Source organism: Geodermatophilus sp. SYSU D00705, from assembly GCF_054050135.1.
The window spans coordinates 126,886-149,798 of sequence record NZ_JBJGYT010000001.1; the positions used below are offsets into that span (position 1 = coordinate 126,886).

Consider the following 22,913-nt stretch of genomic DNA (forward strand, 5'->3'; position numbering starts at 1 on the left):
CGGGTCCCGCACCAGCGGGGCCCGGCCTCCGTGCATCAGGCGCCGGGCCGGGTGACGACGTCCCCGGCGGCCGGGGAACCCAGCCGGCGCAGGTAGAGGCCGGTGACGGCGGCGAGCACCAGCACCCCGCCCATCAGCGCGCCCACCGGGAGTCGCTCGCCGAGGAACGCCGTGGCCAGCGCCGTCGCCGTCACCGGCTCCAGCAGGGTGACGATCGCCGCCACCGCGCCCGGCACCGTCCGCACGCCGCGGAAGAACAGGGCGTAGGCGGCGGCGCTCGGCACCGCGCCCAGGTACAGCAGGGTGAGCAGGGCGACCGGATCGCCGGTCAGCCGCAGCCCGGCGGCCAGCGCGACGGGAGTGAGCAGCAGAGCCCCACCGACGAAGCCGGCCAGCGTCACCGGGACGCCGGCCGGGACCGCACCGCCGGCCAGGGTCACCACGGCGTAGCCGAGGGCCGAGCCGACCGCGAGGAGGGCGCCCAGCAGCACCGCCGTCCCGGCCGAGGCGCCGGCGGTGAGCCCCACCAGCAGGCCCAGACCGGTGAGTGCGGTGAGGAGGGCGACGACGGTGGGCCGGTCCGGGCGGCCGTGGCCCAGCAGGGCCGCGCCCACGGCGATGAGCAGCGGCGCCAGCCCGAGCGCGACGAGCGTGGCGATGCTCACCCCGGCCCGGGCGACGGCGGCGAAGTAGGCCAGTTGGTAGGCGGCCAGCCCGGCCGCGACCAGCGCCAGCCGGACGGCGACCGGACGGGTGAGCGGGACGGCGCTGCCGGCGCGCCGGCGGCGGGTGAGCACGTGCGCGGCGAGCAGGACGGCGGCGCCGATCGCCATGCGGTGCCAGGCGATGTCGAGCGGACCGAGGTCGCTGTGGTCGGCGACGATGCGGCCGCTGACGCCGGCGGTGCCCCAGCAGAGGGCGGCGAGGACGACGAGGACGAAGCCGCCGGTCGCGGGCGTGGCGGGGGAGCCGCTGGTCGCGGCTCGGGTCGGGCTGGACATGACGCTCCTGGTCGCAGATCCGGATCGGGGAGGCGGTCCGGAGCACGGCGCAGCGGCCCGGCAGGGTGCCGGGCGGGGTCAGCCCGCGGTGCTCCGGGTCAGGAGCGGGGCGGGGGCAGGACGAGGGCGCGCCGGGGCGTCATGCCGTCGGAGGGTAGCCGGGGGGCCGCGGCCGCGGGCGGGGGTTCGTGACCTACAGTGGGAGGCGACCCCTCGCGTGGCGTCATCCTGTGAACCTCCCCAGGGCCGGAAGGCAGCAAGGATAAGCGGGCTCTGGCGGGTGCGCGGGGGGTCCCTTCGTTTCCCGGCCCGGCCCCCGCGACCGGGTCACACCGGCGGTGCGCCGATCCGTCGCCCGGCCCACGTAACCTCGCCTCCGTGGCACTGGCGCTCTACCGGAAGTACCGCCCGGCGACCTTCGCCGAGGTGGTCGGCCAGGAGCACGTGACCACCCCGCTGGTCAACGCCGTCGACGGCGGGCGGATCAACCACGCCTACCTCTTCAGCGGCCCCCGCGGGTGCGGCAAGACCTCCTCGGCGCGGATCCTCGCCCGGTCGCTGAACTGCGAGCAGGGGCCGACGTCCACGCCCTGCGGGGTGTGCGGCTCGTGCGTCGCGCTGGCGCCCGACGGCCCCGGCTCGCTCGACGTCATCGAGATCGACGCGGCCAGTCACGGTGGTGTCGACGACGCCCGCGACCTGCGCGAGCGGGCCTTCTTCGCGCCGGTGAACAGCCGCTACAAGGTCTACATCGTCGACGAGGCGCACATGGTGACCACGCAGGGCTTCAACGCCCTGCTCAAGGTGGTCGAGGAGCCGCCGGAGTTCCTCGTCTTCGTCTTCGCCACCACCGAGCCGGACAAGGTGCTCCCCACCATCCGCTCGCGCACCCACCACTACCCGTTCCGGCTGGTGCCCCCGACGACGCTGCGCGGCCTGCTGGAGAAGACCTGTGCCGCCGAGGGCGTGCAGGTCGAGCCGACGGTGTTCCCGCTGGTGGTCCGGGCCGGTGGGGGCTCGGTGCGCGACTCGCTGTCGATCCTCGACCAGCTGCTGGCGGGGGCCGGGCCCGACGGGGTCACATACAAGAGCGCCGTCGGGCTGCTCGGCGTCACCGACGACGCCCTGCTCGACGAGACGATCGACGCCCTCGCCGCGCACGACGCGCCCGGCGTCTTCCGCGCGGTCGACCGGGTGGTCGAGGCCGGGCACGACCCACGGCGCTTCGCCACCGACCTGCTCGACCGGCTCCGCGACCTCATCGTGCTGGACGCCGTGCCCGACGCCGGCGGCAACGGGCTGCTCGACTGCCCGCCCGACCGGCTGGACCTCATGACCTCGCAGGCCCGGGCGCTGGGCTCGGCGACGCTGTCGCGGATGGCCGACACCGTCCACGACGGCCTCACCGAGATGCGGGGGACGACGGCGCCGCGGCTGCTGCTCGAGCTGGTGTGCGCGCGGATGCTGCTGCCCGGCACCGACGACTCGGCGGTCGCCACGCTGCAGCGGCTGGAGCGCCTCGAGCGCCGGATGTCGATCGCCGGTGAGCACGCGGGGCGGGCGGGTGGGGGAGCGGTCGCCGAGGCGCCCCCGGTGGCGGAGGTCCGCCGCCCGCCGGTGGACGACGCCCCGCCCGCCCCCGCGCCGGCCGGCGGCCCGCGGCGGGAGTTCGTCCGCAGGTCGCAGGCCACGGAGGCCGCGGCACCGGCGACCCCGGCCGCGCCGACCCCGCCCGCTCCGGCGGAGCGGCCGGCGACCCCGCCGCCTGCGGAGCGGCCCGCGACCCCACCGGCGGCGGCCTCCCCGCCATCCCGGCCGGCCGCCGAGCCGCAGCCGTCGGCACCGGCAGCGGCCCGTCCGGCCACCGACGACGGCTGGCCCGCGACCACCCCGCCGGGCTCCGGTGCGCCGGCCTCCCGCCCGGCTCCGGTGGCCGACGACGGCTGGCCCGCGACCACCCCGCCCGGCTCCGGTGGTGCTCCCGCGCGGAAGCCCGCGCCGCCGGCGGCTCCCGAGCCGGCGCCCGCGGAGGAGCGTCGGCGGCCCCGCGTCGCCGAGGGCGAGCCGGACATCCCCCTCCCGCCGGAGCCCACCGACGACGAGGACTGGCCGCACCAGCCGCACCCCGCCGCGGCTGCCGCGGCGGCCACCCGCCTCGAGCAGCCCCGGCCGGCCGCGGACCCCGCGCCGCGGGCCGCGGCGGAGTCCTCGCCCGCGCCGCGCGGGGGCGAGCCGACGCCGGTGGTCTCGGCCGAGCCGGAGCAGTCCGCAGGCGAGGGCGAGCTCGGCACCGCCGACGTCCGCCGGGTGTGGCCCGAGCTGCTGAAGGTCGTCCGCGGCCACAAGCGCACGACCGAGGCGCTGCTCAAGAGCGCGCAGGTGCACGACCTCGGCAACGGCACCCTCACCCTCGCGGCCACCTCGCCGGCCCTGGCCAAGATGCTCGGCGACGACCTGAACAAGGACGTCGTCCGGCAGTCGCTGCAGGAGCTGCTCGGCGTGCGCTGGAAGGTGCAGGTCGTCGTCGAGGGCGCCACGTCCCGCGGTGCTGGTCCCGCCGTCGCCCCGGAGGCCGCGCGCGAGGCGGCGCGGGCCGCGGAGGTCGCGGAGGCCCGCGAGCTCATGGCCGAACGGGCCGCCGAGGGTGCGGGGGAGCGCGAGCCGGAGCCGGTGGTCGACCCGGAGCAGGCGGCGCTGTCGCTGCTGCGGGCCCAACTCGGCGCCCGCCCCATCGACGACTGAAGCAGAGGCCCTCCACGGCTCGCAGGCCCGGGCGCCCCCCTGCGGGCCCGCCGCGAGCCTGCGAGTGGTGGGGGGCCTTCTTCAGCTCCGGGCCAGGACCTCGTCGAGGCGCTCGTAGCCCTCGCGGACGCCGACCTCCATGCCGCTGGCCACGAACGCGTCGCGGCCCTCGAAGGAGTCCACCAGGGAGGTCGCGGTCAGCCGGGTGCGACCGTCGCCGAGGTCCTCGAGCACCAGCTTCTCCAGCGCGACGCCGTCGGGCACGCCCTCGAACGTGAAGGTCTGCACGATCAGCTCGTCCGGCCGCACCTCGTGGAAGCAGCCGCGGAAGCCGTACTCCTCGCCGTCCTGCCGGTGCAGGTAGCGGTAGGAGCCGCCGGTGCGGCAGTCGTAGTGGTCGATCGTCATCTCCAGGCCCCGCGGGCCGAGCCACTGGACCAGCAGGTCGGGGTCGGTGTGGGCACGGAACACCTTCGACGGCGGGGCGTCGAACTCCCGGATGATCCGGATCAGCGGGACCTCGGTGTCGGCGATGATCTGCGTCTCGTGCGTGGAGGTGGTCACGTCGGGTTCCCTTCGGGGCGGGTGCGGGTCGGGGTGTCGTCGTCCGGCATGGACCGGAGGACGTCGTCCAGGCGGCGGTAGCGCTCCTCGGCCTGGCGGCGGTAGCGCTCGATCCACGTGGTCATGAGGTCGAAGACCTCCGCTTCCAGGTGCACCGGGCGGCGCTGGGCGTCGCGGCTGCGGGTGACCAGGCCGGCGTCCTCGAGCACGCGCAGGTGCTTGGAGACGGCCTGGACGCTCACCTCGTAGGGCTCGGCGAGCTCCCCGACGGTGGCGTCGGCCACCGTGAGCCGGGCGACCATGTCGCGCCGGGTGGGATCGGCCAGGGCCGCGAAGACCCGCGACAACGGATCAGCGGCCATCGGGGGGACCTCCCTCCTCGTCAACCAATCGGTTGAGTAAGAGGGTGGCCCGGTGTCGGACTGTTGTCAACCGTCTGGTTGAGGAAGGTGCTCGGCCCGTCGGTCCCGGCGCCGGTCGTACCCGCGGCCTACGCTCGGGGCATGTTCCCCGGTGGTCAGCCCGACATGGCACGCCTGCTCGAGCAGGCGCAGCAGATGCAGCAGCAGCTGGCTGCCGCGCAGGAGCAGCTGGCGCAGGAGACGGTGACCGGCTCGGCCGGCGGCGGGCTCGTCACCGCGACGATGACCGGCCAGGGCGAGCTGTCCGCGGTCACGATCGCGCCCGAGGCGGTCGACCCGTCCGACGTCGAGACCCTGCAGGACCTCGTCGTCGCCGCCGTGCGCGACGCCTCGCGTCAGGTCAACGAACTCACCGCCAGCCGGATGGGGCCGCTCGCCGGCGGCCTCGGCGGCGGCCTGGGGCTGCCCGGCCTCTGAGCCGCAGCATCCCCTCCGCGACTGGAGGATCACCGTGTACGAGGGGGCCGTCCAGGACCTCATCGACGAGCTCGGCCGGCTCCCCGGCGTCGGGCCGAAGAGCGCCCAGCGCATCGCCTTCCACCTGCTGGCGTCCGAGTCCGCCGACGTCGGGCGCCTGGTGGCGGCGCTGCAGCGCGTCCAGGCCGAGGTCCGGTTCTGCGTGACCTGCTTCAACGTCGCCGAGGGTGAGCAGTGCCGGATCTGCCGCGACCCGCGGCGCAGTGACGACGTCATCTGCGTCGTCGAGGAGCCCAAGGACGTCGTCGCCATCGAGCGCACCCGCGAGTTCCGCGGCCGCTACCACGTGCTCGGCGGCGCGATCAGCCCGATCGAGGGCGTCGGCCCCGACGACCTGCGGGTCAAGGAGCTGATGACCCGGCTGATGAACGGCACGGTCACCGAGCTGATCATCGCCACCGACCCCAACCTCGAGGGGGAGGCCACCGCCGCCTACCTCGCCCGGCTGGTCGGGCCGATGGGGCTGGCCGTCTCGCGGCTGGCCAGCGGGCTGCCCGTGGGCGGCGACCTGGAGTACGCCGACGAGATCACGCTGGGTCGGGCCTTCGAGGGCCGCCGCCGCATCGACGCGTGAGAAAGGACCCCGTCCTCCCCACCCCTCGCAGGCTCGGGGCGGTACCCGGGACGGGGCCAGGGGCCAAGGGGGACCCCGTCCTCCCCACCCCTCGCAGGCTCGGGGCGGTGCCCGGGACGGGGCCAGGGGCCAAGGGGGACCCCGTCCTCCCCACCCCTCGCAGGCTCGGGGCGGTGCGCTGGACGGGGCCAGGGGCGGAAGCCGTCCGTGGGACATCGACGCCTGAACGGGGCAATCACGAGGCGGTAACAGTCCCCGGAGGGACTCCTGGGAGCGGAGAACCCTGTGCTACGCATGGGTAACCAACACCCATACCCCGGTGTGACCTGGAACATCTCCGGCGTCCTCGGGGGATCTCAGGAAGAACGAAGGTAGGCGGATGAGTTCCGTTCTGACCGGCCGGCGCGTGCGCGCGGCCACGGCGGGCCTCGCGGTCACCGCGCTGGCGCTGACGGCGTGCGGCGGGAGCGACGGCGACGACGGTGGTTCGGGCGGTGGGGGCGGTGACGCCCTGACGATCGGCACCACCGACAAGATCACGACGCTGGACCCCGCGGGTTCGTACGACAACGGCTCGTTCGCCGTCATGAACCAGGTGTTCCCGTTCCTGATGAACACCGACTTCGGCAGCCCGGACGTCGTGCCGGACATCGCCGAGTCGGCCGAGTTCACCTCGCCGACCGACTACACCGTCACGCTGAAGTCGGGCCTGAAGTGGGCCAATGGCAACGACCTGACCGCCTCGGACGTCAAGTTCACCTTCGACCGCCAGGTGGCGATCGCGGACCCGAACGGCCCGTCGTCCCTGCTGGCCAACCTCGACAGCACCGAGGTCGTCGACGACCAGACGGTCGTCTTCCACCTCACGCAGCCCAACGACCAGACCTTCCCGCAGGTCCTGTCCAGCCCGGTCGGGCCGATCGTCGACGAGGACGTCTTCTCGGCGACCGAGCTGACCACCGACCAGGACATCGTCGACGGCGAGGCCTTCCACGGCCCGTACACGATCACCAACTACGACCAGAACAACCTGATCTCCTACGAGGCCTACCCCGACTACCAGGGCCTCCTCGGCGCGCCTGCGACCGACCAGGTCAACGTCCGCTACTACGCCGACGCCTCGAACCTCAAGCTGGACATCGAGGAGGGCAACATCGACGTCGCCTTCCGCAGCCTGAGCGCGACCGACATCGACGACCTGCGCGGCAACGACGAGGTCCAGGTCGTGGACGGCCCCGGCGGCGAGATCCGCTACATCGTCTTCAACTTCAACACCCAGCCGTACGGCGCCTCGACGCCGGAGGCCGACCCGGCCAAGGCGCTCGCCGTCCGCCAGGCGGTGGCCAACCTGATCGACCGGCAGGAGATCGCCGACCAGGTCTACCGCGGCACCTACTCCCCGCTGTACTCCTACGTCGCCGACGGCCTGACCGGCGCCACCCAGTCCCTGAGCGAGCTCTACGGCGACGGCAACGGTGGCCCGGACGCGGACAAGGCCGCGCAGGTGCTGCAGGCCGCCGGCGTGCAGACCCCGGTGCAGCTCTCCCTGCAGTACTCCAACGACCACTACGGGCCGTCCTCCGGTGACGAGTACGCCCTGATCAAGGACCAGCTGGAGTCCACCGGCCTGTTCCAGGTCGACCTGCAGACCACCGAGTGGGTGCAGTACTCCGAGGACCGCGTCGCCGACGTGTACCCGGCCTACCAGCTGGGCTGGTTCCCGGACTACTCGGACGCCGACAACTACCTGTCGCCGTTCTTCAAGCTGGAGAACTTCCTCGCCAACCACTACGAGAACCAGCAGGTCAACGACCTCATCCTGCAGCAGCTGGCCACGGCGGACCCGGCCCAGCGGACGGCCCTGATCGAGCAGATCCAGGACCTCGTCGCCGCGGACCTGTCCACCGTGCCCTACCTGCAGGGCTCGCAGGTCGCCGTCGTCCGGACGGGCGTGGAGGGCGCGGGCGACACGCTCGACGCGTCCTTCAAGTTCCGCTACGGAGCCCTGAGCCGGGGCTGACGACCGGCCTGAGAAGGTAGCGACACCGGCCCCGGGTGACCCCGCCGCACGGCGGAGTCACCCGGGGCCACCCATGTGCGGACCACGCACGCACGGAGGAAGGCCATGACCACAGCAGCGCCCGAGCTCGCGGCCGGCGAGCCGACCCAGGAGGACGCGCCGGCGCGCAGACGTCGCGGTGGCGGGGGCGGCCTGGGCCCCTACATCCTGATCCGCTTCCTGCTGATCTTCCCGACCGTCTTCATCCTCGTGACGACGGTGTTCTTCCTGATGCGCTCGACCGGTGACCCGATCACCGCCGCGCTCGGGGGGCGGCTGACCGGGGCGGAGCTGGCGGCGCGGGTGCACGAGGCCGGGTACGACCGGCCGATCATCGTGCAGTACCTCGAGTACCTCGGCAACGTGTTCACCGGCGACTTCGGGACGACGCTGTCCGACCGCCGCCCCGTCACCGAGGTGCTCACCACCTTCGGGACGGCGACCCTCGAGCTGGCCTGCTACGCGCTGCTGGTGGCCTTCGTCGTCGGCATCCCGTTCGGGCGGCTGGCCGCCTACGCGCGTGACCGGTGGCCCGACGCCGTGCTGCGGGTCTTCGCGATCCTCTGCTACGCGACCCCCGTCTTCTTCGCCGGCCTGGTGCTCAAGCTGGTCTTCTCCAGCTGGCTGGGCTGGCTGCCGGTGGCCGGCCGCGCCTCCACCCGGGCCGAGATCGAGCTGCAGTTCCTCGACAACCCGACCGGCATCTACCTCATCGACGCGATCCGGCTGGGCAACGGCGAGGTCGTCCTCGACGTCCTCGAGCACGCGGTGCTGCCGGCGATCGCGCTCGGCCTGCTGACCGCCGGGGTGTTCCTGCGGCTGGTGCGCACCAACGTCATCGGCACGTTCGGCTCCGGGTACGTCGAGGCCGCCCGCTCCCGCGGCGTCGCCGAGCGGCGACTGCTGCGCAAGCACGCCTACCGGCCCGCGCTCATCCCGATCATCACCGTCATCGGCCTGCAGGTCGCGCTGCTCATGGGCGGCGCGGTGCTCACCGAGACGACCTTCGAGTGGAAGGGCCTGGGCTTCCAGCTGGCCGAGTACCTGCAGGCGCGGGACTTCGTCGCCGTCCAGGGCATCGTCGCCATGCTGGCCGTCATCGTCGCGGTCACCAACTTCCTCGTCGACGTCATCGCCGCGCTCATCGACCCCCGGGTGAGATACTGATGGCCACCGCCGCCCCTGCCGTCGAGCAGACCCCCGGCACCGACCCCACCCGCCGCGGCTGGCGCCGGCTGCCCGTCGTCCACCAGTTGCGGCAGAGCGTCGGGCTGCAGCGCGGGATGCTCGTCACCGGCCTCGTCCTGGCCGCGGTGTTCCTGCTCACCGCGCTGCTGGCGCCGCTGCTCGCGCCCTACGGCTACAACCAGCTCCGGGACGCCGACGGCGCCTTCGGCGCCCAGCAGCCGCCCTCGTCGGAGCACTGGCTCGGCACCACCGTCGGCGGGTACGACGTGCTCAGCCGCGTCGTCTACGGGTCGCGCACCGCGCTCATGGTGATCGTGGTCGCCATCGTGCTGTCGCTGTTCGCCGGCGTGCTGCTCGGCCTGGTCTCCGGCTACTTCGGCGGCTGGCTCGACCGGGTGCTGGTCGTCGTCTGCGACGCGGTCTACGCCTTCCCGTCGCTGCTGCTGGCGATCGTCATGGCGATCGTGATCAGCGGCGGGCAGTCCAGCCTGTTCGGCGGCATCCTGGCCGCGGCCATCTCGATCACCGTCGTGTTCATCCCGCAGTACTTCCGGGTGGTCCGCGCCGAGACGGTGCGGATCAAGGGCGAGGCCTACGTCGAGTCCGCCCGGGTCGTCGGCGCCGGGCACTGGCGGATCATGAGCCGGCACGTGCTGCGCAACGCCACCCGCACCCTGCCGCTGATCCTCACGCTCAACGCCTCCGAGGCGATCCTCACCCTCGCCGGGCTGGGCTTCCTCGGCTTCGGCATCGAGCCGACCGCGGCCGCGGAGTGGGGCTTCGACCTGAACAAGTCGCTGTCCGACGTCACCAGCGGCATCTGGTGGACGTCGATCTTCCCCGGCTCGGCGATCGTGCTCGTCGTCCTCGGCCTGACGCTGGTCGGGGAGAGCCTCAACGACCTGGCCGACCCGCGGCTGCGCAGCCGGCGCGCTGCGGACGCCGGGGAGACCGCGGAGACGTCCGTCGTGCCGGGCGGCTCGCTGGGGGCCGGGCCGGGTGGGCTGGCCGGACTCGAGGGGACCGGAGGGAACGCACTGTGACCACCGCACGCGACGACGTCGTCGACATCGACGACCTGTCGGTCTCCTTCGCCACCGACGCCGGGACGATCACCGCCGTCCAGGGCGTGAGCCTGTCGGTGGCCGCCGGCGAGGTGCTCGCGGTCGTGGGGGAGAGCGGCAGCGGCAAGACCGTGACCGCCCGCAGCATCCTCGGCCTGCTGCCGGAGACCGCGGCCACCCGCGGCGCGGTGGTGCTGCGCAGCAAGGACGGGACGGCGCAGCACGACGTCGTCACGCTGTCCCGCCGGCAGCTCGGCGACGTCCGGGGCCGGGACGCCGCGATGGTGTTCCAGGAGCCCTCGACCGCGCTCAACCCGGTCTACCCGGTCGGCTGGCAGATCGCCGAGGGGCTGCGGGCGCACGGGAACCTCTCCCGCAAGGAGGCCCGGGCCAAGGCGGTCGACGTCCTGCGGCGGGTCGGCATCCCCGACCCCGAGCAGCGGGTCGACCACTACCCGCACCAGTTCTCCGGCGGGCAGAAGCAGCGCATCGTCATCGCCCAGGCGCTGGTGCTCGACCCCGGCGTGATCATCGCCGACGAGCCGACCACCGCCCTCGACGTCACCGTGCAGGCCGAGATCCTGGACCTGCTGCGCCGCTGCCGCGACGAGTTCGGCGCCGCGATCGTGCTCATCACCCACAACATGGGCGTCGTCGCCGACCTCGCCGACCGGGTGGCGGTCATGTACCAGGGCCGGATCGTCGAGCAGGCCGACGTCCGGACGCTGTTCTCCGCCCCGCGGGACGAGTACACCCGCCAGCTGCTCGGCTCGGTGCCCCGGCTGGGCGAGGGCCGGGCCCGTGCCCAGGAGCGGGCGGCGACCCGGCCCCCGGGCTGGGCGGCGTCGACCCCGGTCGTCGAGGCCCGCGACCTGCGGATCGTCTACCCCGGCCGGCTGCGCAAGCCGGACTTCGTCGCCGTGGACGGGGTCAGTTTCGCCATCCGGCCCGGTGAGGTGCTCGGGCTGGTCGGCGAGAGCGGCAGCGGCAAGACGACGATCGGGCGGGCCATCGCCGGGCTGACCCGGGTCACCGACGGCTCGCTGTCGGTGCTCGGCACCGAGATGCGCGGGGTCAGGGAGAAGGCGTTCCGGCCGGTGCGCCGCCGCATCGGGTTCGTCTTCCAGGACCCGGCGTCCAGCTTCAACCCGCTGCTGACCATCGCCGAGGCGGTCGCCGAGCCGCTGGTCGTCAACGGGAGGGCCGGCGACCCGCGGGCCGCGCGCGGCCGGGTCGACGAGCTGCTGGAGGCGGTGCAGCTGCCGCGGAGCTTCGGCGACCGGTTCCCGCACGAGCTCTCCGGCGGACAGCGGCAGCGGGCCAGCCTGGCCCGGTCGCTCGCCCTCGACCCCGAGCTGCTCATCGCCGACGAGCCGACCTCCGCCCTCGACGTCTCGGTGCAGGCGCGGGTGCTGGAGCTGTTCGCCGAGCTGCAGCGGGAGCTGGGCTTCGCGTGCCTGTTCATCAGCCACGACCTCGCCGTCGTCGACCTGCTGGCCGACCGGATCGCGGTGCTCTACCGCGGCCGGCTGGTCGAGGAGGGTACGGGTGCGGAGGTGCTCGGGTCGCCGCAGCACCCGTACACCCAGCGGCTGCTGGCCTCGCTGCCCGTGCCCGACCCCGACGAGCAGGCCCGCCGCCGGGCGGTCTGGCAGCAGCTGCGCGAGTAGAAGGACCCCGTCCTCCCCACCCCTCGCAGGCTCGGTGCGGGACCCGGGGCGGGGCCACCCCTCACTCCACGACGACGTCGTCGCCGTGGCGGGCCGCCCGTCGCACCCGCAGCCGCGCCAGCCGGCCGAACGCCGCCACCAGCTGCGTGTAGCCCGGCGTCGGCCCGTGGTAGCCGAGAAAGCCACGCGGCCCCTCGACCATCTCCCCGGTGCGGACGTCGTAGCGGCTCTGGTGCCACGGGCAGACCAGGCAGCCCTCGGCGTCCAGGCTGCCCTCGGACAGGTCGGCCAGCTGGTGCCGGCAGCGGCGCGACACGGCGAAGTACCGGCCGTCCCGGTTGCCCACCGCCCAGTCGCCGACGCGGCGGACCGCCCCGGGCGGCAGGTCGGCGGCGGGGATGCGGTCGGGCTCGGACACGGGGCCTCCTCGGGACGACGTCCGGCGCCCGTACCCCGCGCGGCGCGCCCGGACCCCTCCGGCGTCGGTAGGGTCGCGAGCGCTGCGATCGTCGTCCCACCTCGGAGGTGCCCGTGCGGCGGCTGGTCGTCGTCCTGGGGATGCTGGCCGTGCTGCTGGTCGCGGGTGGCCCGGCCCTGGCCGTGCCGCCCTCCCGGCTCGAGGAGCAGGTGACCGACCAGGTCGGGGCGCTGGCCGGCGACGAGGCCCGGGTCGAGGAGGCGCTCGACGCGCTGCGCGCCGAGGACGGCACCCAGCTGTGGGTCGCGTTCGTCGGGAGCTTCGACGGCGCCTCCGGCGAGGAGTGGGCCACCGACGCCGCGGCGGCGTCCCAGCTGGGCAGCACCGACGTGCTGTTCGCCGTGGCCGTCGATGACCGCGCCTACGGCGTCTCGGTCGACGAGGGCTTCCGGCTCTCCGACGCGGAGGTGGACACGCTGCTGGCCCAGGACGTCGAGCCGGCGCTGTCCGAGGGCGACTGGGACGGCGCCGTGGTGGCCCTGGCCGACGGCCTGCGCGGCGGGAGCGGCGGGGGCGGAGGCGGCGGGGGGACCACCGCGCTGCTGGTCGTCGGCGGGCTGGCCGTCGTCGGCGGCGGGGCCTGGCTGGTCACCCGCTCGCGGCGGCGGGCCCGGACGGCGCGGCAGCCGGAGGCCGGCCCGGCCGACCCGCACGCCGGCGTCCCCACCGAGGAGCTGCGCAACCGCGCGGGCGCGGCGCTCCTGGAACTCGACGAGCAGGTGCAGACCTCGCGGATCGACCTCGACTACGCCCGCGCGCAGTACGGCCCGGAGGCGGTGACGGGGTTCGACACCGCGCTGGCGGAGTCCGAGGCCGAGCTCGCGCGCGCCTTCGCCCTGCGCCAGCAACTCGACGACGAGGTGCCGGAGGACGACGCGGCGACGCGGCGGCTGCTGACCGAGCTGCTGGCGCTGGTGGCGACCGCGGACGCTCGGCTCGACGACCAGGCCGAGGCCTTCGCGCAGCTGCGCGATCTCGAGCGCACCGCACCGCAGGTGCTCGACGCCCTCGAGCCGCGGATCGCCGAGCTGCGGGCCCGCGTGCCCGCGGAGGAGCAGCGGCTGCAGGAGCTGCGTGGGCGCTACGCCGAGACGGCCCTCGCGCCGGTCGCCGACAACGTGGCCGAGGCACGGGCGCGGCTGGCCGCGGCCGAGCAGGAGATCGCCGAGGCCCGGGGCGACCTCGCCGCGGGACACCCGGGGGCGGCGGTGACCGACGTCCGGGCCGCCGAGGACGCCGTCGCCTCGACCGTCACCCTGCTCGACGCCGTCGGCCGGCTGGCCGCGGACCTGGACGCGGCGGCCGGGCGGGTGGCGGCGGTCCGGACCGAGACGGAGGGGGACCTCGCCGAGGCGCGGGCGCTGGTCGCCGCGGGGGACCGCACCGGGCTCGCGCCGCAGGTGGCCCGGGCCGAGGCGGCGCTGGCCTCGGCCACGGCCGCGCTCACCCCGGCGGACGGCCGCCCCGACCCGCTGGCGGCCCTCCGGCAGCTGGAGGAGGCCGACGCCGCCCTCGAGCAGGCCCTCGGCGGCGCCCGGGACGCCCAGGCCCAGGCCCGCCGTGCCGCCGCCGCGCTGGACTCGGCGCTGCTGGCCGCGCGGTCGGCGATCACGGCGGCGGCCGACTTCGTGAGCACCCGGCGGGGCGCCGTCGGCCCGGGGGCCCGCACCCGGCTCGCCGAGGCGCAGCGCCACCTGGACGCGGCCGTGGCGCAGGGGCGGTCCGACCCGGTCGGGGCGCTGCGCGAGGCGCAGCAGGCCGACGCGCTGGCCCGCCAGGCGCTCGACGCCGCCCGCGGCGACGTCGGCTCGTGGGCCGGCGCCCCGGGCGGCTTCGGAGGCGGCGGCTTCGGCGGCGGTGGCTTCGGGCCGGGCGGCTTCGGCGGCGGGTACCCCGGCCGGGGCGGCGTGGACCTGGGCAGCCTGGTGCTCGGCGGCATCCTCTTCGGCGGCGGCGGCGGCGGCGGCGGGTCGCGCGGCGGCTACCGCAGCAGCGGCTTCGGCGGTGGGGGTCGCCGGTCCGGCGGCACGCGCAGCTCCGGCGGTGGGCGGCGCTCCTCCGGCGGCGGCCGCCGTGGCGGCGGAGGGCGCTTCTGACCGGCCGGGAGCGGGAGACGCGCTCCACGGTCGGCTGGGGAACTGTGCGCGATCGCCGCGCGTGCCTACAGTCCGGACGCCCCGACGGGCGTCCTCGTACCTCGGAGGTCCACCCGTGCGCCGGCTGACGATCGTCCTGGCATCCCTGACCGCCCTCCTCGTGGTCGCCGCCCCCGCGCAGGCCGTGCCGCCGTCCGGACTGACCGACCAGGTCAGCGACCAGGCCGACGTCATGGACGCCGGTGAGGAGGCCGACGTCCAGGCGGCGGTGGACGACCTGAGCGCCGAGACCGGCACCGAGCTGTACGTCGTCTACGTGGACAGCTTCGACGGGACCGACCGGACCCAGTGGGCGCGGACCAGCGCCGAGCAGACCGGGCTGGACGACGACGACGTGCTCATGGCCGTCGCCGTCGACGACCGCCTCTACGGCGTGCACTACGGCGACCAGATCGACGCCTCGGACCTGCAGGACGTGCTGACCGGCGACGTCGAGGCGCAGCTGTCCCAGGGCGACTGGGCCGGGGCGTCGGTGGCGCTGGCCGACGGCCTCGCCACCGACGCCGGCGGGTCCTCCGCGGCCGCGGACTCCTCGGCGGGCGGCGGGGGGACGGCGCTGGTCGTCGTCCTGGCGCTGCTGGCCGCGGCCGGTGCCGCGTACCTGTTCACCCGCCGGCGCAAGCGGGCCCCGCAGCGGGAGCTGGCCGCGGCGCCGGCGCAGCGGCGCGAGGTCGACCCGCACGCCGGGACGCCCACCGAGCAGCTCAACTACCGCGGGAGCACCGCGCTGCTCGAGCTCGACGAGCAGGTGCGCAGCGCGCAGCTGAACCTCGACTACGCCCGCTCCTACTTCGGGGAGGAGGCGGTGCCGGGTCTGCCCGAGGCGCTGGACCGGTCGCGCGCCGAGCTGGCCCGGGCCTTCACCATCCGGCAGGAGCTCGACGACGAGATCCCCGAGGACGAGCCGACCCAGCGCCGGATGCTCACCGAGCTGCTCGCGCTCACCGACGCCGCCGGGGAGCGACTGCGCGCCCAGGCGGCGGCCCTGGAGGAGCTGCGGGAGCGGGAGCGCACGGCGGGCCAGGCCGCGGACGAGCTGGCCCGGCGGATCGAGGAGCTGCAGCGGCGGCTGCCCGACGAGGAGCGCCGGCTCGCCGGCCTCCGGGCCCGGTACGCCGCGGCGGTCGTCGCGTCGGTCGCCGAGAACGTCGCCGAGGCCGGGGTGCGGCTGGCGGCGGCCACGCGAGAGGTCGAGCTCGCCCGACAGGAGCAGGCGGCCGGGCAGGGGGGGCGCTCGGTCGGCCGGCTGCGGGGGGCGGAGAACGCCGTGGGGCAGAGCGCCACGCTGCTCGACGCCATCGCCCGTCTCGGCGGGGACCTGGCCGCTGCCGAGCAGCGGGTGCCGGCGGCGCGGGCCGACATCCAGGAGGACCTCGCCGAGGCGCGGGCCCTCCTGGCGGCGGGCAGCCGCAGCGATCTCCGACCGCAGATCGCCCGCGCGGAGTCCGCGCTCGCCTCCGCCGACGCCGCGCTCTCCGGCGGGGACGGCGCGGGCCCCGACCCGCTCGCCGCGCTGCGCCGGCTCGAGGAGGCCGACATCGCGCTGGAGCAGGCGCTGCAGACCGCCCGCGACGACCGGACGCGGGCGCGGCGGGCCGCCGAGGCGCTGGACCAGGCGCTGCTCACCGCCCGCGCGGCGGTCGCCGCCGGCGGCGACTTCATCAGCACCCGCCGCGGCGCGGTCGGCAGCACGGCGCGCACCCGGCTGGCCGAGGCCGAGCGGCACCTGGCGGCGGCCGAGCGGCAGGCCGGCGCGGACCCCACGGCCGCGCTGCGGGCGGCGCAGACCGCCGACCGGCTCGCGCAGCAGGCGCTCGCCGAGGCCGAGGCCGACGTCAAGCGGTGGTCCCAGCAGACCGGCTACGGCGGCTACGGCGGCTACGGCTCGAACTGGGGCGGCGGGTACGGCGGCGGCTACGGGGGCTACGGCGCTCCCCGGCGCGGGGGCATCGGCCCGCTCGGGGCCGGCCTCGGTGGGCTGCTGCTCGGCGGGCTGATCTTCGGAGACCACGGCGGCGGCGACGTCGGGGGCGGCGACTGGGGCGCCTCGGACTTCGGCGGCGGCGACTTCGGCGGGGACTTCGGCGGCGGGGAGTTCTGACCGTTTCCGGCACGCGCCGCTCGGCGGGCACTGGGAACTGTCGGAGGCCGATGGCACGGTGACCCTCCCCACACCGGAGGAGGAGCGATGCCCACTCGGAACACCCCATGGCCGGCCGGCACACCCTGCTGGGTCGACTACGGCGCCTCGGACGTCGACGGCGCGAAGGAGTTCTACGCCCGGCTGCTCGGCTGGGAGTACACCGGCGGCGACCCGGAGTTCGGCGGCTACCTGAACGCGCACCGGAACGGTGAGCCGGCGGCCGGTCTCGGGCCGCTGATGAACCCCGGGGACTCGCCGGGCTGGACGACCTACTTCGCCACCGACGACGCCCAGGCGACCGCCGCCCGCATCCGCGAGGCCGGCGGCACCGTCGTCGTCGAGCCGATGGAGGTCGGGCCCATGGGCACCATGACGATCGCGGTCGACCCGCAGGGCAACGCCTTCGGGCTGTGGCAGTCCGGCACCCACACCGGGGCGCGCATCTACAACGAGCCCGGCGCGCTGGTCTGGAACGAGGCGGCCGTCGACGACCCGGCGGCGGCGCGGGAGTTCTACTCGGCGGTGTTCGGTTTCGGCTACGAGGACGTGCCGATGGACGGCGAGATGGAGTACTCCACCTTCGCCACCGACGGGCACCCGCTCGGCGGGCTCGGCGGGCACCAGCCCGGCTCGCCGAAGGGCTGGACGGTGTGCTTCTCGGTGGCCTCGACCGACGACGCCGTGGCCACCGTGGAGGCCGGCGGCGGCAAGGTGACCATGGCGGCGACGGACACCGAGTTCGGCCGGTTCGCCGTGGTCGAGGACCCGTGGGGGGCGCCGTTCTCCGTCATGCAGGCGCCGGCCGGGAGCTGACGAAGCACTCGGGTCGGGAGCTGGAGGAAGGCCCCCTTGCAGGGTCCCGCCGCGAGCGTGCGAGCGGTGGGGGCAAGGGGGTCCTCTTTCAGCCGCGGAGCTGGCCGTAGGCGTGTTCCGGCCGGAACCGGACGACCAGCCGGCGGTCGGCGACCATCGCCGCGCGGTAGTCGTCCCAGTCCTCGTGCTCGCCGGAGACGCCGCGGTAGTAGGTGATGAGCTCCTCGACCGTGGCGTCGTGCGGGTCGGCGGCCACGGGGGTGAGCTCGGCGGTGCCCTCGACGACGACCCAGGTCCAGAAGTCCGGCGAGGCGACGTGCAGCGTCACCCGCGGGTCGGCCTGCAGGTTGCGGGTCTTGGCCCGGTCGGCGGTCACCGACACCCGGACCAGCTGCGCGTCCGGGTCGTAGGCGTAGCCGACGTTGGACAGCTGGGGGCGGCCGTCCCGCTTGACGGTCGCGAGCACCCCCCAGCGGTTCTCGGCGACGAAGGCGAGCATGCGGGGGTCCACGGGAGCAGCCATGTCGGCGGCAACGCCGTCCACCTGCCGGTTGTGCCCGCTCAGCGGACCCGGCCGCGCGCCTTCAGGGACACCGGGGGCAGCGGCGGGGCCGGCAGCCGCGCGCCGTCCCAGCCGAGCACGGCGCCGAAGCGCTCGTCCTCGGCGTTCCAGCGCTCGGCGTACTCGGCGATCTCCTCGCCGGTGCGGCCGACGAAGTTCCACCACATGACGATCCGCTCCTCGAACGGCTCCCCGCCCAGCAGCAGCAGGCGGCCGGCCTCGGCGGCGCGGACCCGCACCGATCGCCGTCCGGTGCCGAGGTACAGCATCGCGCCGCGCTCCAGCGGGGCCTCCTCGACCGTGGCCGAGCCCGACGAGGCGAGCAGGGCGTACTCGAAGTCCGGCTCCAGCGGGAGCTCGACGTCGGCGCCGGCGGCGAGGTCGAGGTCCGCGCCGACCAGCGGGGTGTGCGCGGTGCCGGGGGAGGTCGCCCCGCCGAAGGAGCCCATGAGGACCGTGCTGGTCAGCCCGTCGGAGGTGAAGCCGGGCAGGTCGCGGTGGTGGGCGAAGGCCGGTGCCATCTCGCGGGCGGACTCGGGCAGGGCCACCCACAGCTGGGCCCCGTGCAGGAACCGCGGGTGCACCGCGGGGGATTGCTCGGAGTGCGCGATGCCGTGGCCGGCGGTCATGAGCGCCAGCTCCCCGGGCCGGACGACGGCGTCGCTGCCGAGCGAGTCGAGGTGGTGGATCTCGCCCTCGAGCAGCCAGGACACCGTCTGCAGCCCGGTGTGCGGGTGCGGCGCCACCTGCATCCCGGAGGAGGAGGCGATGTCGTCGGGGCCGTAGTGGTCGACGAACGCCCAGGCGCCGACCAGCCGGCGGCCCAGCGTCGGCAGCAGGCGGCGGACGCGGGTGCTCTCGCCGAGCAGCACCTCCTTGCCGGGCAGCAGGTCCAGCACCGGGCCGGCCGGGGTGTCCTCCAGCCCGCCGAGCTCCTGGGCGGGCGGGCGACGGTCGAGGTTGCTCATGACGCGGGCCTTCCGACTGCGGGGGTGGTCGACGAGGGGTCCGGCGCGGACGGGCACCGCAGCGCGGCCAGGTCCCAGCCGGCGCGGCGGGCCCCGGCCACGTAGGCGCTCTCCAGGAACTCGAGGACGACGCCCCGCGGGTCGGCCGCGGCCCGCACCGCCTCGTACGGCAGGAGGGCCAGGTGGGCCCCGCGACTCTCGATCCACCGGGCCGCGGCGGGCCGCAGGGGCTCGTCGGCGAGGCCGGGCGGCTCCGGCGCCGTGTACGAGTAGAACGCCGGCTCGGGGACCTGGTCGTCGCCGAACCAGAAGCCGGAGCTGATGACCTCGTGGGAGTAGGCCTCGCGGGTGACCGGGTCGACCTGCGGGGGCTGGTCGACCCGCCGGTCGGAGAAGCGGGTGACGGCGATGTCGAAGGTGTGCCAGAAGTGGTGCACCGGGCTGGTCTTCGCGTAGCTGCGGCCGGCGAACTCCTCGAGCACCTGCGCCACCTGGCCCAGGACGAGCCAGTAGCGGGTCACCCGGTCGCGGTCGTAGGAGGCGTGGTGCTCGTCCTCGGCGAACGGCGTGCGGTCGGCGAGGTCGAACGGCACGGGGAGGTCGACGGTGGCCGGCAGGCCGAGGTCCGCGAGGCTGCCGAGCAGCTGGCGGTAGAACGCCGCCACGCTCAGCCCCGGCAGCGGGAACGACGTCCGCCGGCCGTCCGCGACGGCGATCTCCAGCCGGTGGTCGACGAGGTCCAGGTCGACGGCGAACACCGGGTCGAAGCCCATCGGGCGGGTGGTCAGGCCGCGGCCGGTGAGGTGGAACGGGATGTGCCACCAGTGGTTGCGCCGCGGCGCGTTGGCCAGGCGCAGCTTGCCGACGACCTGCAGGAACCGGTGCACGGTCTCCTTGGTGTCGGCCCACTCGGCCAGGGGCATGGGCGGGAAGACGGGCACGGCGGTCCCTCCGTCGGTTCCGGTCACGGCCAGCATGCAGGCCCCGGTGGCGGCGCGGTAGCCGCCACCGGGGACGGGGTCACTGGCCGGTGTCGCCCCGGACGCCGGCGTGCGGGAGGCGCTGCGCGGGGATGCTGCCGAGCCGGCCGGCCTGGAAGTCGGTGAAGGCGTCCATGACCTCCTGGCGGGTGTTCATGACGAACGGCCCGTACATGGCGATCGGCTCGCGGATCGGCGCCCCACCCAGGACGACGACGTCCAGCGCCGGCGTCCGGGACTCCTGGTTGACCGCCCCGGAGACCGTGATCGTGTCGCCCGGGCCGAAGACGGCGAGCTGGCCGGTGCGCACGGGGTGCGCGTCGACGCCGACCGACCCCGCACCGGAGAGCACGTAGACCAGCGCGTTGAAGTCCGGCCGCCACGGCAGGTCGAGGGTCGCGCCGGGGGCGATCGTGGCGTGCACCATGGCCATCGGCGTGTAGGTGGCGCCCGGCCCGCGGTGGCCCGCCACGTCGCCGGCGATGACCCGCAGGAAGGCCCCGGCGTCCGGGCTGGCCAGCAGCACCGACTCCTCCGCCCGCAGGTCCTGGTAGCGCGGCTCCACCCACTTCTGCGCCTTGGGCAGGTTCACCCACAGCTGCAGGCCGTGGAACAGCCCGCCGCTGACCACCAGGTGCTCCGGCGGCCGCTCGATGTGCAGGACGCCGCCGCCGGCGGTCATCCACTGGGTGTCGCCGTTGCTGATCGTGCCGCCGCCGCCGTGGGAGTCGGCGTGCTCGAAGGTGCCGTCGATGATGTAGGTGACGGTCTCGAAGCCGCGGTGCGGGTGCCAGGAGGTGCCCTTGGGCTCACCCGGCGCGTACTCGACCTCGCCCATCTGGTCCATGTGGATGAACGGGTCCAGGTCGCGCAGGTCCACCCCGGCGAAGGCGCGGCGGACGGGGAAGCCCTCGCCCTCGAACCCGGACGGCGCGGTGGTCACCGAGCGGACCCGGCGGCGCACCGTGCCAGGAGCGGGCACGGGCACGCGGGGCAGGGCGGTGGTGTCCTCGACGGTCACGGCAGGCATGCCGGCCTCCTTGGTTGAGGGCTCAACTAGTAGGGACTGTAGCGCTCGGCGGGCCCGATGTCTTCCCTCCCGGCGGAGATCGGCGGAGATCGGCGGAGATCGGCGGTGTCCGACGGTTCCGGGCGTGCCGGCGTGCGAGATCACGGGATCTCGGCGGGTTTGGACGGCGACGGCCGGGGTCAGGGTCCGGCCGTGGACGACGACGCCCGCCGGCCAGGATGCCCCAAGCGCATGGTCTTCGGGCCGTGCGGCGGGGTCCGGGCCGACGAGCGCTGCGAGGTCGCCGAGCACCGCTGCGTCTTCCTCGACGAGCCCGCGCCGGCCTGGCCCGGGACGCCGCGGTCCGCGACGCCCCCGCCCGGCAGCGTCCTCGAGCGGGCCGGCGCCGCCCCGCTGGTCCTCAGCGACCTCAGCGTGCCGCCGTTCGACCGGACGGCGCTGCGCCGCGTCGTCGGGGTGCTCGGGCCGGTCTCCGACGGGCTCCTGGCCGGTGAGCACGCCAACCGCCCCGACCTGCCGCCCACCCTCCTGGCCGCCGAGGTGCTCGACGCCGGCGGCCGGCCGTGGACGACGCTGGCCTGCCGTGACCGCAACCGTGTGGTGCTCGAGCAGGAGGTGGCCGGGCTGGCCGCGGTCGGCGTCGGCGCCGTCCTGTGCGTGACCGGCGACGCCCGCGGTCCCGGCGTCCGGCCCGGCGTCACCCAGGTCTTCGACCTCGACGGCCCCCGGCTGACCGAGCTGGCTGCGGCCGCCGGGCTGCCGGTCGCCGTCCCGGAGTCGCCGGCCGCGCCGCCGGTCCACCTGCGCCCGGCGCGGGTCGCCGACAAGCAGCGGGCCGGTGCGCAGGTGTGCGTGCTCAACCACGTCCGGACGCCGGTGCAGGTGGCCCGGTTCGTCGCCGCCGCCCGGGCCGCGGGGGCCACGCTGCCGTTCGTCGCCGCGGTCGCGGTCTACACCGACGAGCACTCGGCCCGCGTGCTCCAGCGCTTCCCCGGCCTGCAGGTCGACGACGACGCCGTGGCGCGGGTCCTGGCCGCGGCCGATCCGCGGGCGGCGGGGATCGCCACCGCCGTCGCCGAGGCGCGGGCGCTGCTCGCCGTCCCCGGGGTGGTGGGGGTGAACCTCTCCGGCCTGGCGTCGGCCGACGGTGAGGACGCGGGTGCGCAGGTCAAGGCCGAGGTGGCCGCCACGATCAGGGAGGGGGCCGCATGAGCGAGCTGGCGAGCGAGGCGATGGAGGCCGAGTTCGGCACCGTCGCCCGGTGGACCGAGGAGGCGGTCCGCGAGCTCGGGCCCGGCCACGCGATCCCGGCCGGCTGCCGGGGGAGTGGCAGCGAGGGCGCGCTGCGCTGGCTGGCCGACCGGCTGGAGCTCACCTCGGACAGCCGGGTGCTCGACGACGGCGCCGGTGTCGGCGGGCCGGCCGGGTGGCTGGCCGCCGAGCGCGGGGTCCGGGCGGTCTGCGCCGAGCCGATGCACGCCGCCGCGGGTGCCTCCGCCCGGCTCTTCGGCCTCCCGTCGGTCACCGCGGTGGCCCAGCAGCTGCCCTTCGCCGACGGCGTGTTCGACGCCGCGTGGTGCCTCGGCGTCCTGTGCACCACCTCGGACAAGGCTGCGGCACTGGCCGAGCTGCGGCGGGTGCTGCGCGACGGCGGGCGGCTGGGCCTGCTGGTCTTCGTCGCCGAGCGCCCGCTGCCCCCGCCCCTGCCGGAGGGCAACGAGTTCCCCGGCGAGGAGGAGCTGCTCGGTCTCCTCGAGGACGCCGGGCTGCGGCTGGTCGGGACCGCCACCGCCGACCTCGGCGACAGCCCGGCCGAGTGGTCGCAGCGCGCCGACGCCGTCGACGCCGAGGTGGGCCGCCGGCACGGCTCGGACCCCCGCTGGATGGAGGCGCAGGAGCAGTCGCGCCGGGTCGGCCGGCTGCTCTCCGACGACGCGCTGCGCCCCTGGCTGGGCGTGGCCGTCGCGCAACCCCGTGCCGACCTGCACCGAAACGCGCCGGACACGCAGCGGAACTAGGTTC

Annotated in this window: 20 protein-coding genes and 1 other RNA gene; 13 read left to right on the forward strand and 8 right to left on the reverse strand. The window is 75.5% G+C overall.

Annotation, left to right across the window (positions count from 1 at the left end; genetic code table 11):
- Window positions 1-35: 35 nt before the first annotated feature.
- Window positions 36-1,001, reverse strand: coding sequence for a DMT family transporter (locus tag ACI78Q_RS00530; RefSeq protein ID WP_456921337.1), 966 nt, complete (start codon window positions 999-1,001; stop codon window positions 36-38).
- 204 nt (window positions 1,002-1,205) lie between these two features.
- Here ACI78Q_RS00530 and ffs point away from each other — a divergent pair.
- Window positions 1,206-1,301: signal recognition particle sRNA small type (gene ffs / locus ACI78Q_RS00535), an RNA gene on the forward strand.
- Between the two features lie 78 nt (window positions 1,302-1,379).
- A complete protein-coding gene (locus ACI78Q_RS00540) occupies window positions 1,380-3,743 on the forward strand; it encodes a DNA polymerase III subunit gamma and tau (RefSeq protein ID WP_456921338.1) in 2,364 nt (787 codons plus the stop codon).
- An 81-nt stretch (window positions 3,744-3,824) separates the two neighbouring features.
- On the opposite strand, the gene ACI78Q_RS00545 is transcribed toward ACI78Q_RS00540, so the two are convergent.
- Window positions 3,825-4,307, reverse strand: coding sequence for an SRPBCC family protein (locus ACI78Q_RS00545; protein ID WP_456921339.1), 483 nt, complete (start codon window positions 4,305-4,307; stop codon window positions 3,825-3,827).
- The gene (locus ACI78Q_RS00550; RefSeq protein WP_456921341.1) at window positions 4,304-4,669 is read right to left on the reverse strand and encodes an ArsR/SmtB family transcription factor; all 366 of its coding nucleotides are present in this window, start codon (window positions 4,667-4,669) and stop codon (window positions 4,304-4,306) included. The genes ACI78Q_RS00545 and ACI78Q_RS00550 overlap by 4 nt, the downstream gene beginning before the upstream one ends.
- Before the next feature lie 141 nt (window positions 4,670-4,810).
- Here ACI78Q_RS00550 and ACI78Q_RS00555 point away from each other — a divergent pair, with 141 nt between their 5' ends.
- The 6 genes from ACI78Q_RS00555 to ACI78Q_RS00580 all read left to right on the forward strand — a co-directional run bounded on the left by ACI78Q_RS00555 (window position 4,811) and on the right by ACI78Q_RS00580 (window position 11,761).
- A complete protein-coding gene (locus ACI78Q_RS00555; RefSeq protein ID WP_419752098.1) occupies window positions 4,811-5,146 on the forward strand; it encodes a YbaB/EbfC family nucleoid-associated protein in 336 nt (111 codons plus the stop codon).
- Window positions 5,147-5,180: 34 nt separating this feature from the next.
- Window positions 5,181-5,780, forward strand: coding sequence for a recombination mediator RecR (gene recR / locus ACI78Q_RS00560; protein ID WP_456921342.1), 600 nt, complete (start codon window positions 5,181-5,183; stop codon window positions 5,778-5,780).
- A gap of 379 nt (window positions 5,781-6,159) precedes the next feature.
- The gene (locus tag ACI78Q_RS00565) at window positions 6,160-7,800 is read left to right on the forward strand and encodes an ABC transporter substrate-binding protein (RefSeq protein ID WP_456921343.1); all 1,641 of its coding nucleotides are present in this window, start codon (window positions 6,160-6,162) and stop codon (window positions 7,798-7,800) included.
- Between the two features lie 105 nt (window positions 7,801-7,905).
- Complete coding sequence (locus ACI78Q_RS00570; RefSeq protein ID WP_456921345.1) at window positions 7,906-9,006, forward strand: ABC transporter permease; 1,101 nt, start codon at window positions 7,906-7,908, stop codon at window positions 9,004-9,006.
- Complete coding sequence (locus ACI78Q_RS00575; RefSeq protein ID WP_456921346.1) at window positions 9,006-10,070, forward strand: ABC transporter permease; 1,065 nt, start codon at window positions 9,006-9,008, stop codon at window positions 10,068-10,070. Before ACI78Q_RS00570 ends, ACI78Q_RS00575 begins: the two co-directional genes overlap by 1 nt.
- Window positions 10,067-11,761, forward strand: a complete 1,695-nt coding sequence (locus tag ACI78Q_RS00580; protein WP_456921347.1) for a dipeptide ABC transporter ATP-binding protein — start codon at window positions 10,067-10,069, stop codon at window positions 11,759-11,761. Before ACI78Q_RS00575 ends, ACI78Q_RS00580 begins: the two co-directional genes overlap by 4 nt.
- A 61-nt stretch (window positions 11,762-11,822) precedes the next feature.
- Here ACI78Q_RS00580 and ACI78Q_RS00585 read toward each other — a convergent pair whose 3' ends face one another.
- The gene (locus ACI78Q_RS00585) at window positions 11,823-12,179 is read right to left on the reverse strand and encodes a Rieske (2Fe-2S) protein (RefSeq protein WP_456921348.1); all 357 of its coding nucleotides are present in this window, start codon (window positions 12,177-12,179) and stop codon (window positions 11,823-11,825) included.
- Between the two features lie 113 nt (window positions 12,180-12,292).
- Here ACI78Q_RS00585 and ACI78Q_RS00590 point away from each other — a divergent pair, with 113 nt between their 5' ends.
- From ACI78Q_RS00590 to ACI78Q_RS00600, 3 genes are all read left to right on the forward strand, one after another.
- A complete protein-coding gene (locus tag ACI78Q_RS00590) occupies window positions 12,293-14,335 on the forward strand; it encodes a TPM domain-containing protein (protein WP_456921349.1) in 2,043 nt (680 codons plus the stop codon).
- Window positions 14,336-14,450: 115 nt separating this feature from the next.
- Entirely contained in the window at window positions 14,451-16,496 is a 2,046-nt protein-coding gene (locus tag ACI78Q_RS00595) for a TPM domain-containing protein (protein ID WP_456921350.1), read from the forward strand.
- An 87-nt stretch (window positions 16,497-16,583) separates the two neighbouring features.
- Complete coding sequence (locus tag ACI78Q_RS00600; RefSeq protein WP_456921351.1) at window positions 16,584-17,351, forward strand: VOC family protein; 768 nt, start codon at window positions 16,584-16,586, stop codon at window positions 17,349-17,351.
- Window positions 17,352-17,439: 88 nt separating this feature from the next.
- On the opposite strand, the gene ACI78Q_RS00605 is transcribed toward ACI78Q_RS00600, so the two are convergent.
- From ACI78Q_RS00605 to ACI78Q_RS00620, 4 genes are all read right to left on the reverse strand, one after another.
- Window positions 17,440-17,850: a PPOX class F420-dependent oxidoreductase gene (locus tag ACI78Q_RS00605; protein ID WP_456921352.1), complete on the reverse strand. Its 411-nt coding sequence runs from the start codon at window positions 17,848-17,850 to the stop codon at window positions 17,440-17,442.
- 62 nt (window positions 17,851-17,912) lie between these two features.
- Window positions 17,913-18,881 carry a pirin family protein gene (locus ACI78Q_RS00610; protein WP_456921353.1) on the reverse strand — a complete coding sequence of 323 codons (969 nt, stop codon included), beginning with the start codon at window positions 18,879-18,881 and terminating at the stop codon, window positions 17,913-17,915.
- Complete coding sequence (locus tag ACI78Q_RS00615; protein ID WP_456921354.1) at window positions 18,878-19,849, reverse strand: DUF5996 family protein; 972 nt, start codon at window positions 19,847-19,849, stop codon at window positions 18,878-18,880. The genes ACI78Q_RS00610 and ACI78Q_RS00615 overlap by 4 nt, the downstream gene beginning before the upstream one ends.
- 52 nt (window positions 19,850-19,901) lie before the next feature.
- Window positions 19,902-20,891 carry a pirin family protein gene (locus ACI78Q_RS00620; protein WP_456921355.1) on the reverse strand — a complete coding sequence of 330 codons (990 nt, stop codon included), beginning with the start codon at window positions 20,889-20,891 and terminating at the stop codon, window positions 19,902-19,904.
- Between the two features lie 192 nt (window positions 20,892-21,083).
- Between ACI78Q_RS00620 and ACI78Q_RS00625 the strand changes: the two genes are divergently transcribed.
- Window positions 21,084-22,103 carry a methylenetetrahydrofolate reductase C-terminal domain-containing protein gene (locus ACI78Q_RS00625; RefSeq protein ID WP_456921356.1) on the forward strand — a complete coding sequence of 340 codons (1,020 nt, stop codon included), beginning with the start codon at window positions 21,084-21,086 and terminating at the stop codon, window positions 22,101-22,103.
- Window positions 22,100-22,909, forward strand: a complete 810-nt coding sequence (locus ACI78Q_RS00630; RefSeq protein WP_456921357.1) for a class I SAM-dependent methyltransferase — start codon at window positions 22,100-22,102, stop codon at window positions 22,907-22,909. The genes ACI78Q_RS00625 and ACI78Q_RS00630 overlap by 4 nt, the downstream gene beginning before the upstream one ends.
- The last annotated feature ends 4 nt before the right edge of the window (window positions 22,910-22,913 follow it).

Bases quoted from the DNA above. Each gene is read 5' to 3' on its own strand.
- ACI78Q_RS00530 (WP_456921337.1), bottom strand. From the start codon at position 1,001: ATGTCCAGCCCGACCCGAGCCGCGACCAGCGGCTCCCCCGCCACGCCC.
- ACI78Q_RS00550 (WP_456921341.1), bottom strand. From the start codon at position 4,669: ATGGCCGCTGATCCGTTGTCGCGGGTCTTCGCGGCCCTGGCCGATCCC.
- ACI78Q_RS00555 (WP_419752098.1), top strand. From the start codon at position 4,811: ATGTTCCCCGGTGGTCAGCCCGACATGGCACGCCTGCTCGAGCAGGCG.
- ACI78Q_RS00565 (WP_456921343.1), top strand. From the start codon at position 6,160: ATGAGTTCCGTTCTGACCGGCCGGCGCGTGCGCGCGGCCACGGCGGGC.
- ACI78Q_RS00570 (WP_456921345.1), top strand. From the start codon at position 7,906: ATGACCACAGCAGCGCCCGAGCTCGCGGCCGGCGAGCCGACCCAGGAG.
- ACI78Q_RS00575 (WP_456921346.1), top strand. From the start codon at position 9,006: ATGGCCACCGCCGCCCCTGCCGTCGAGCAGACCCCCGGCACCGACCCC.
- ACI78Q_RS00600 (WP_456921351.1), top strand. From the start codon at position 16,584: ATGCCCACTCGGAACACCCCATGGCCGGCCGGCACACCCTGCTGGGTC.
- ACI78Q_RS00605 (WP_456921352.1), bottom strand. From the start codon at position 17,850: ATGCTCGCCTTCGTCGCCGAGAACCGCTGGGGGGTGCTCGCGACCGTC.
- ACI78Q_RS00610 (WP_456921353.1), bottom strand. From the start codon at position 18,881: ATGAGCAACCTCGACCGTCGCCCGCCCGCCCAGGAGCTCGGCGGGCTG.
- ACI78Q_RS00620 (WP_456921355.1), bottom strand. From the start codon at position 20,891: ATGCCTGCCGTGACCGTCGAGGACACCACCGCCCTGCCCCGCGTGCCC.
- ACI78Q_RS00630 (WP_456921357.1), top strand. From the start codon at position 22,100: ATGAGCGAGCTGGCGAGCGAGGCGATGGAGGCCGAGTTCGGCACCGTC.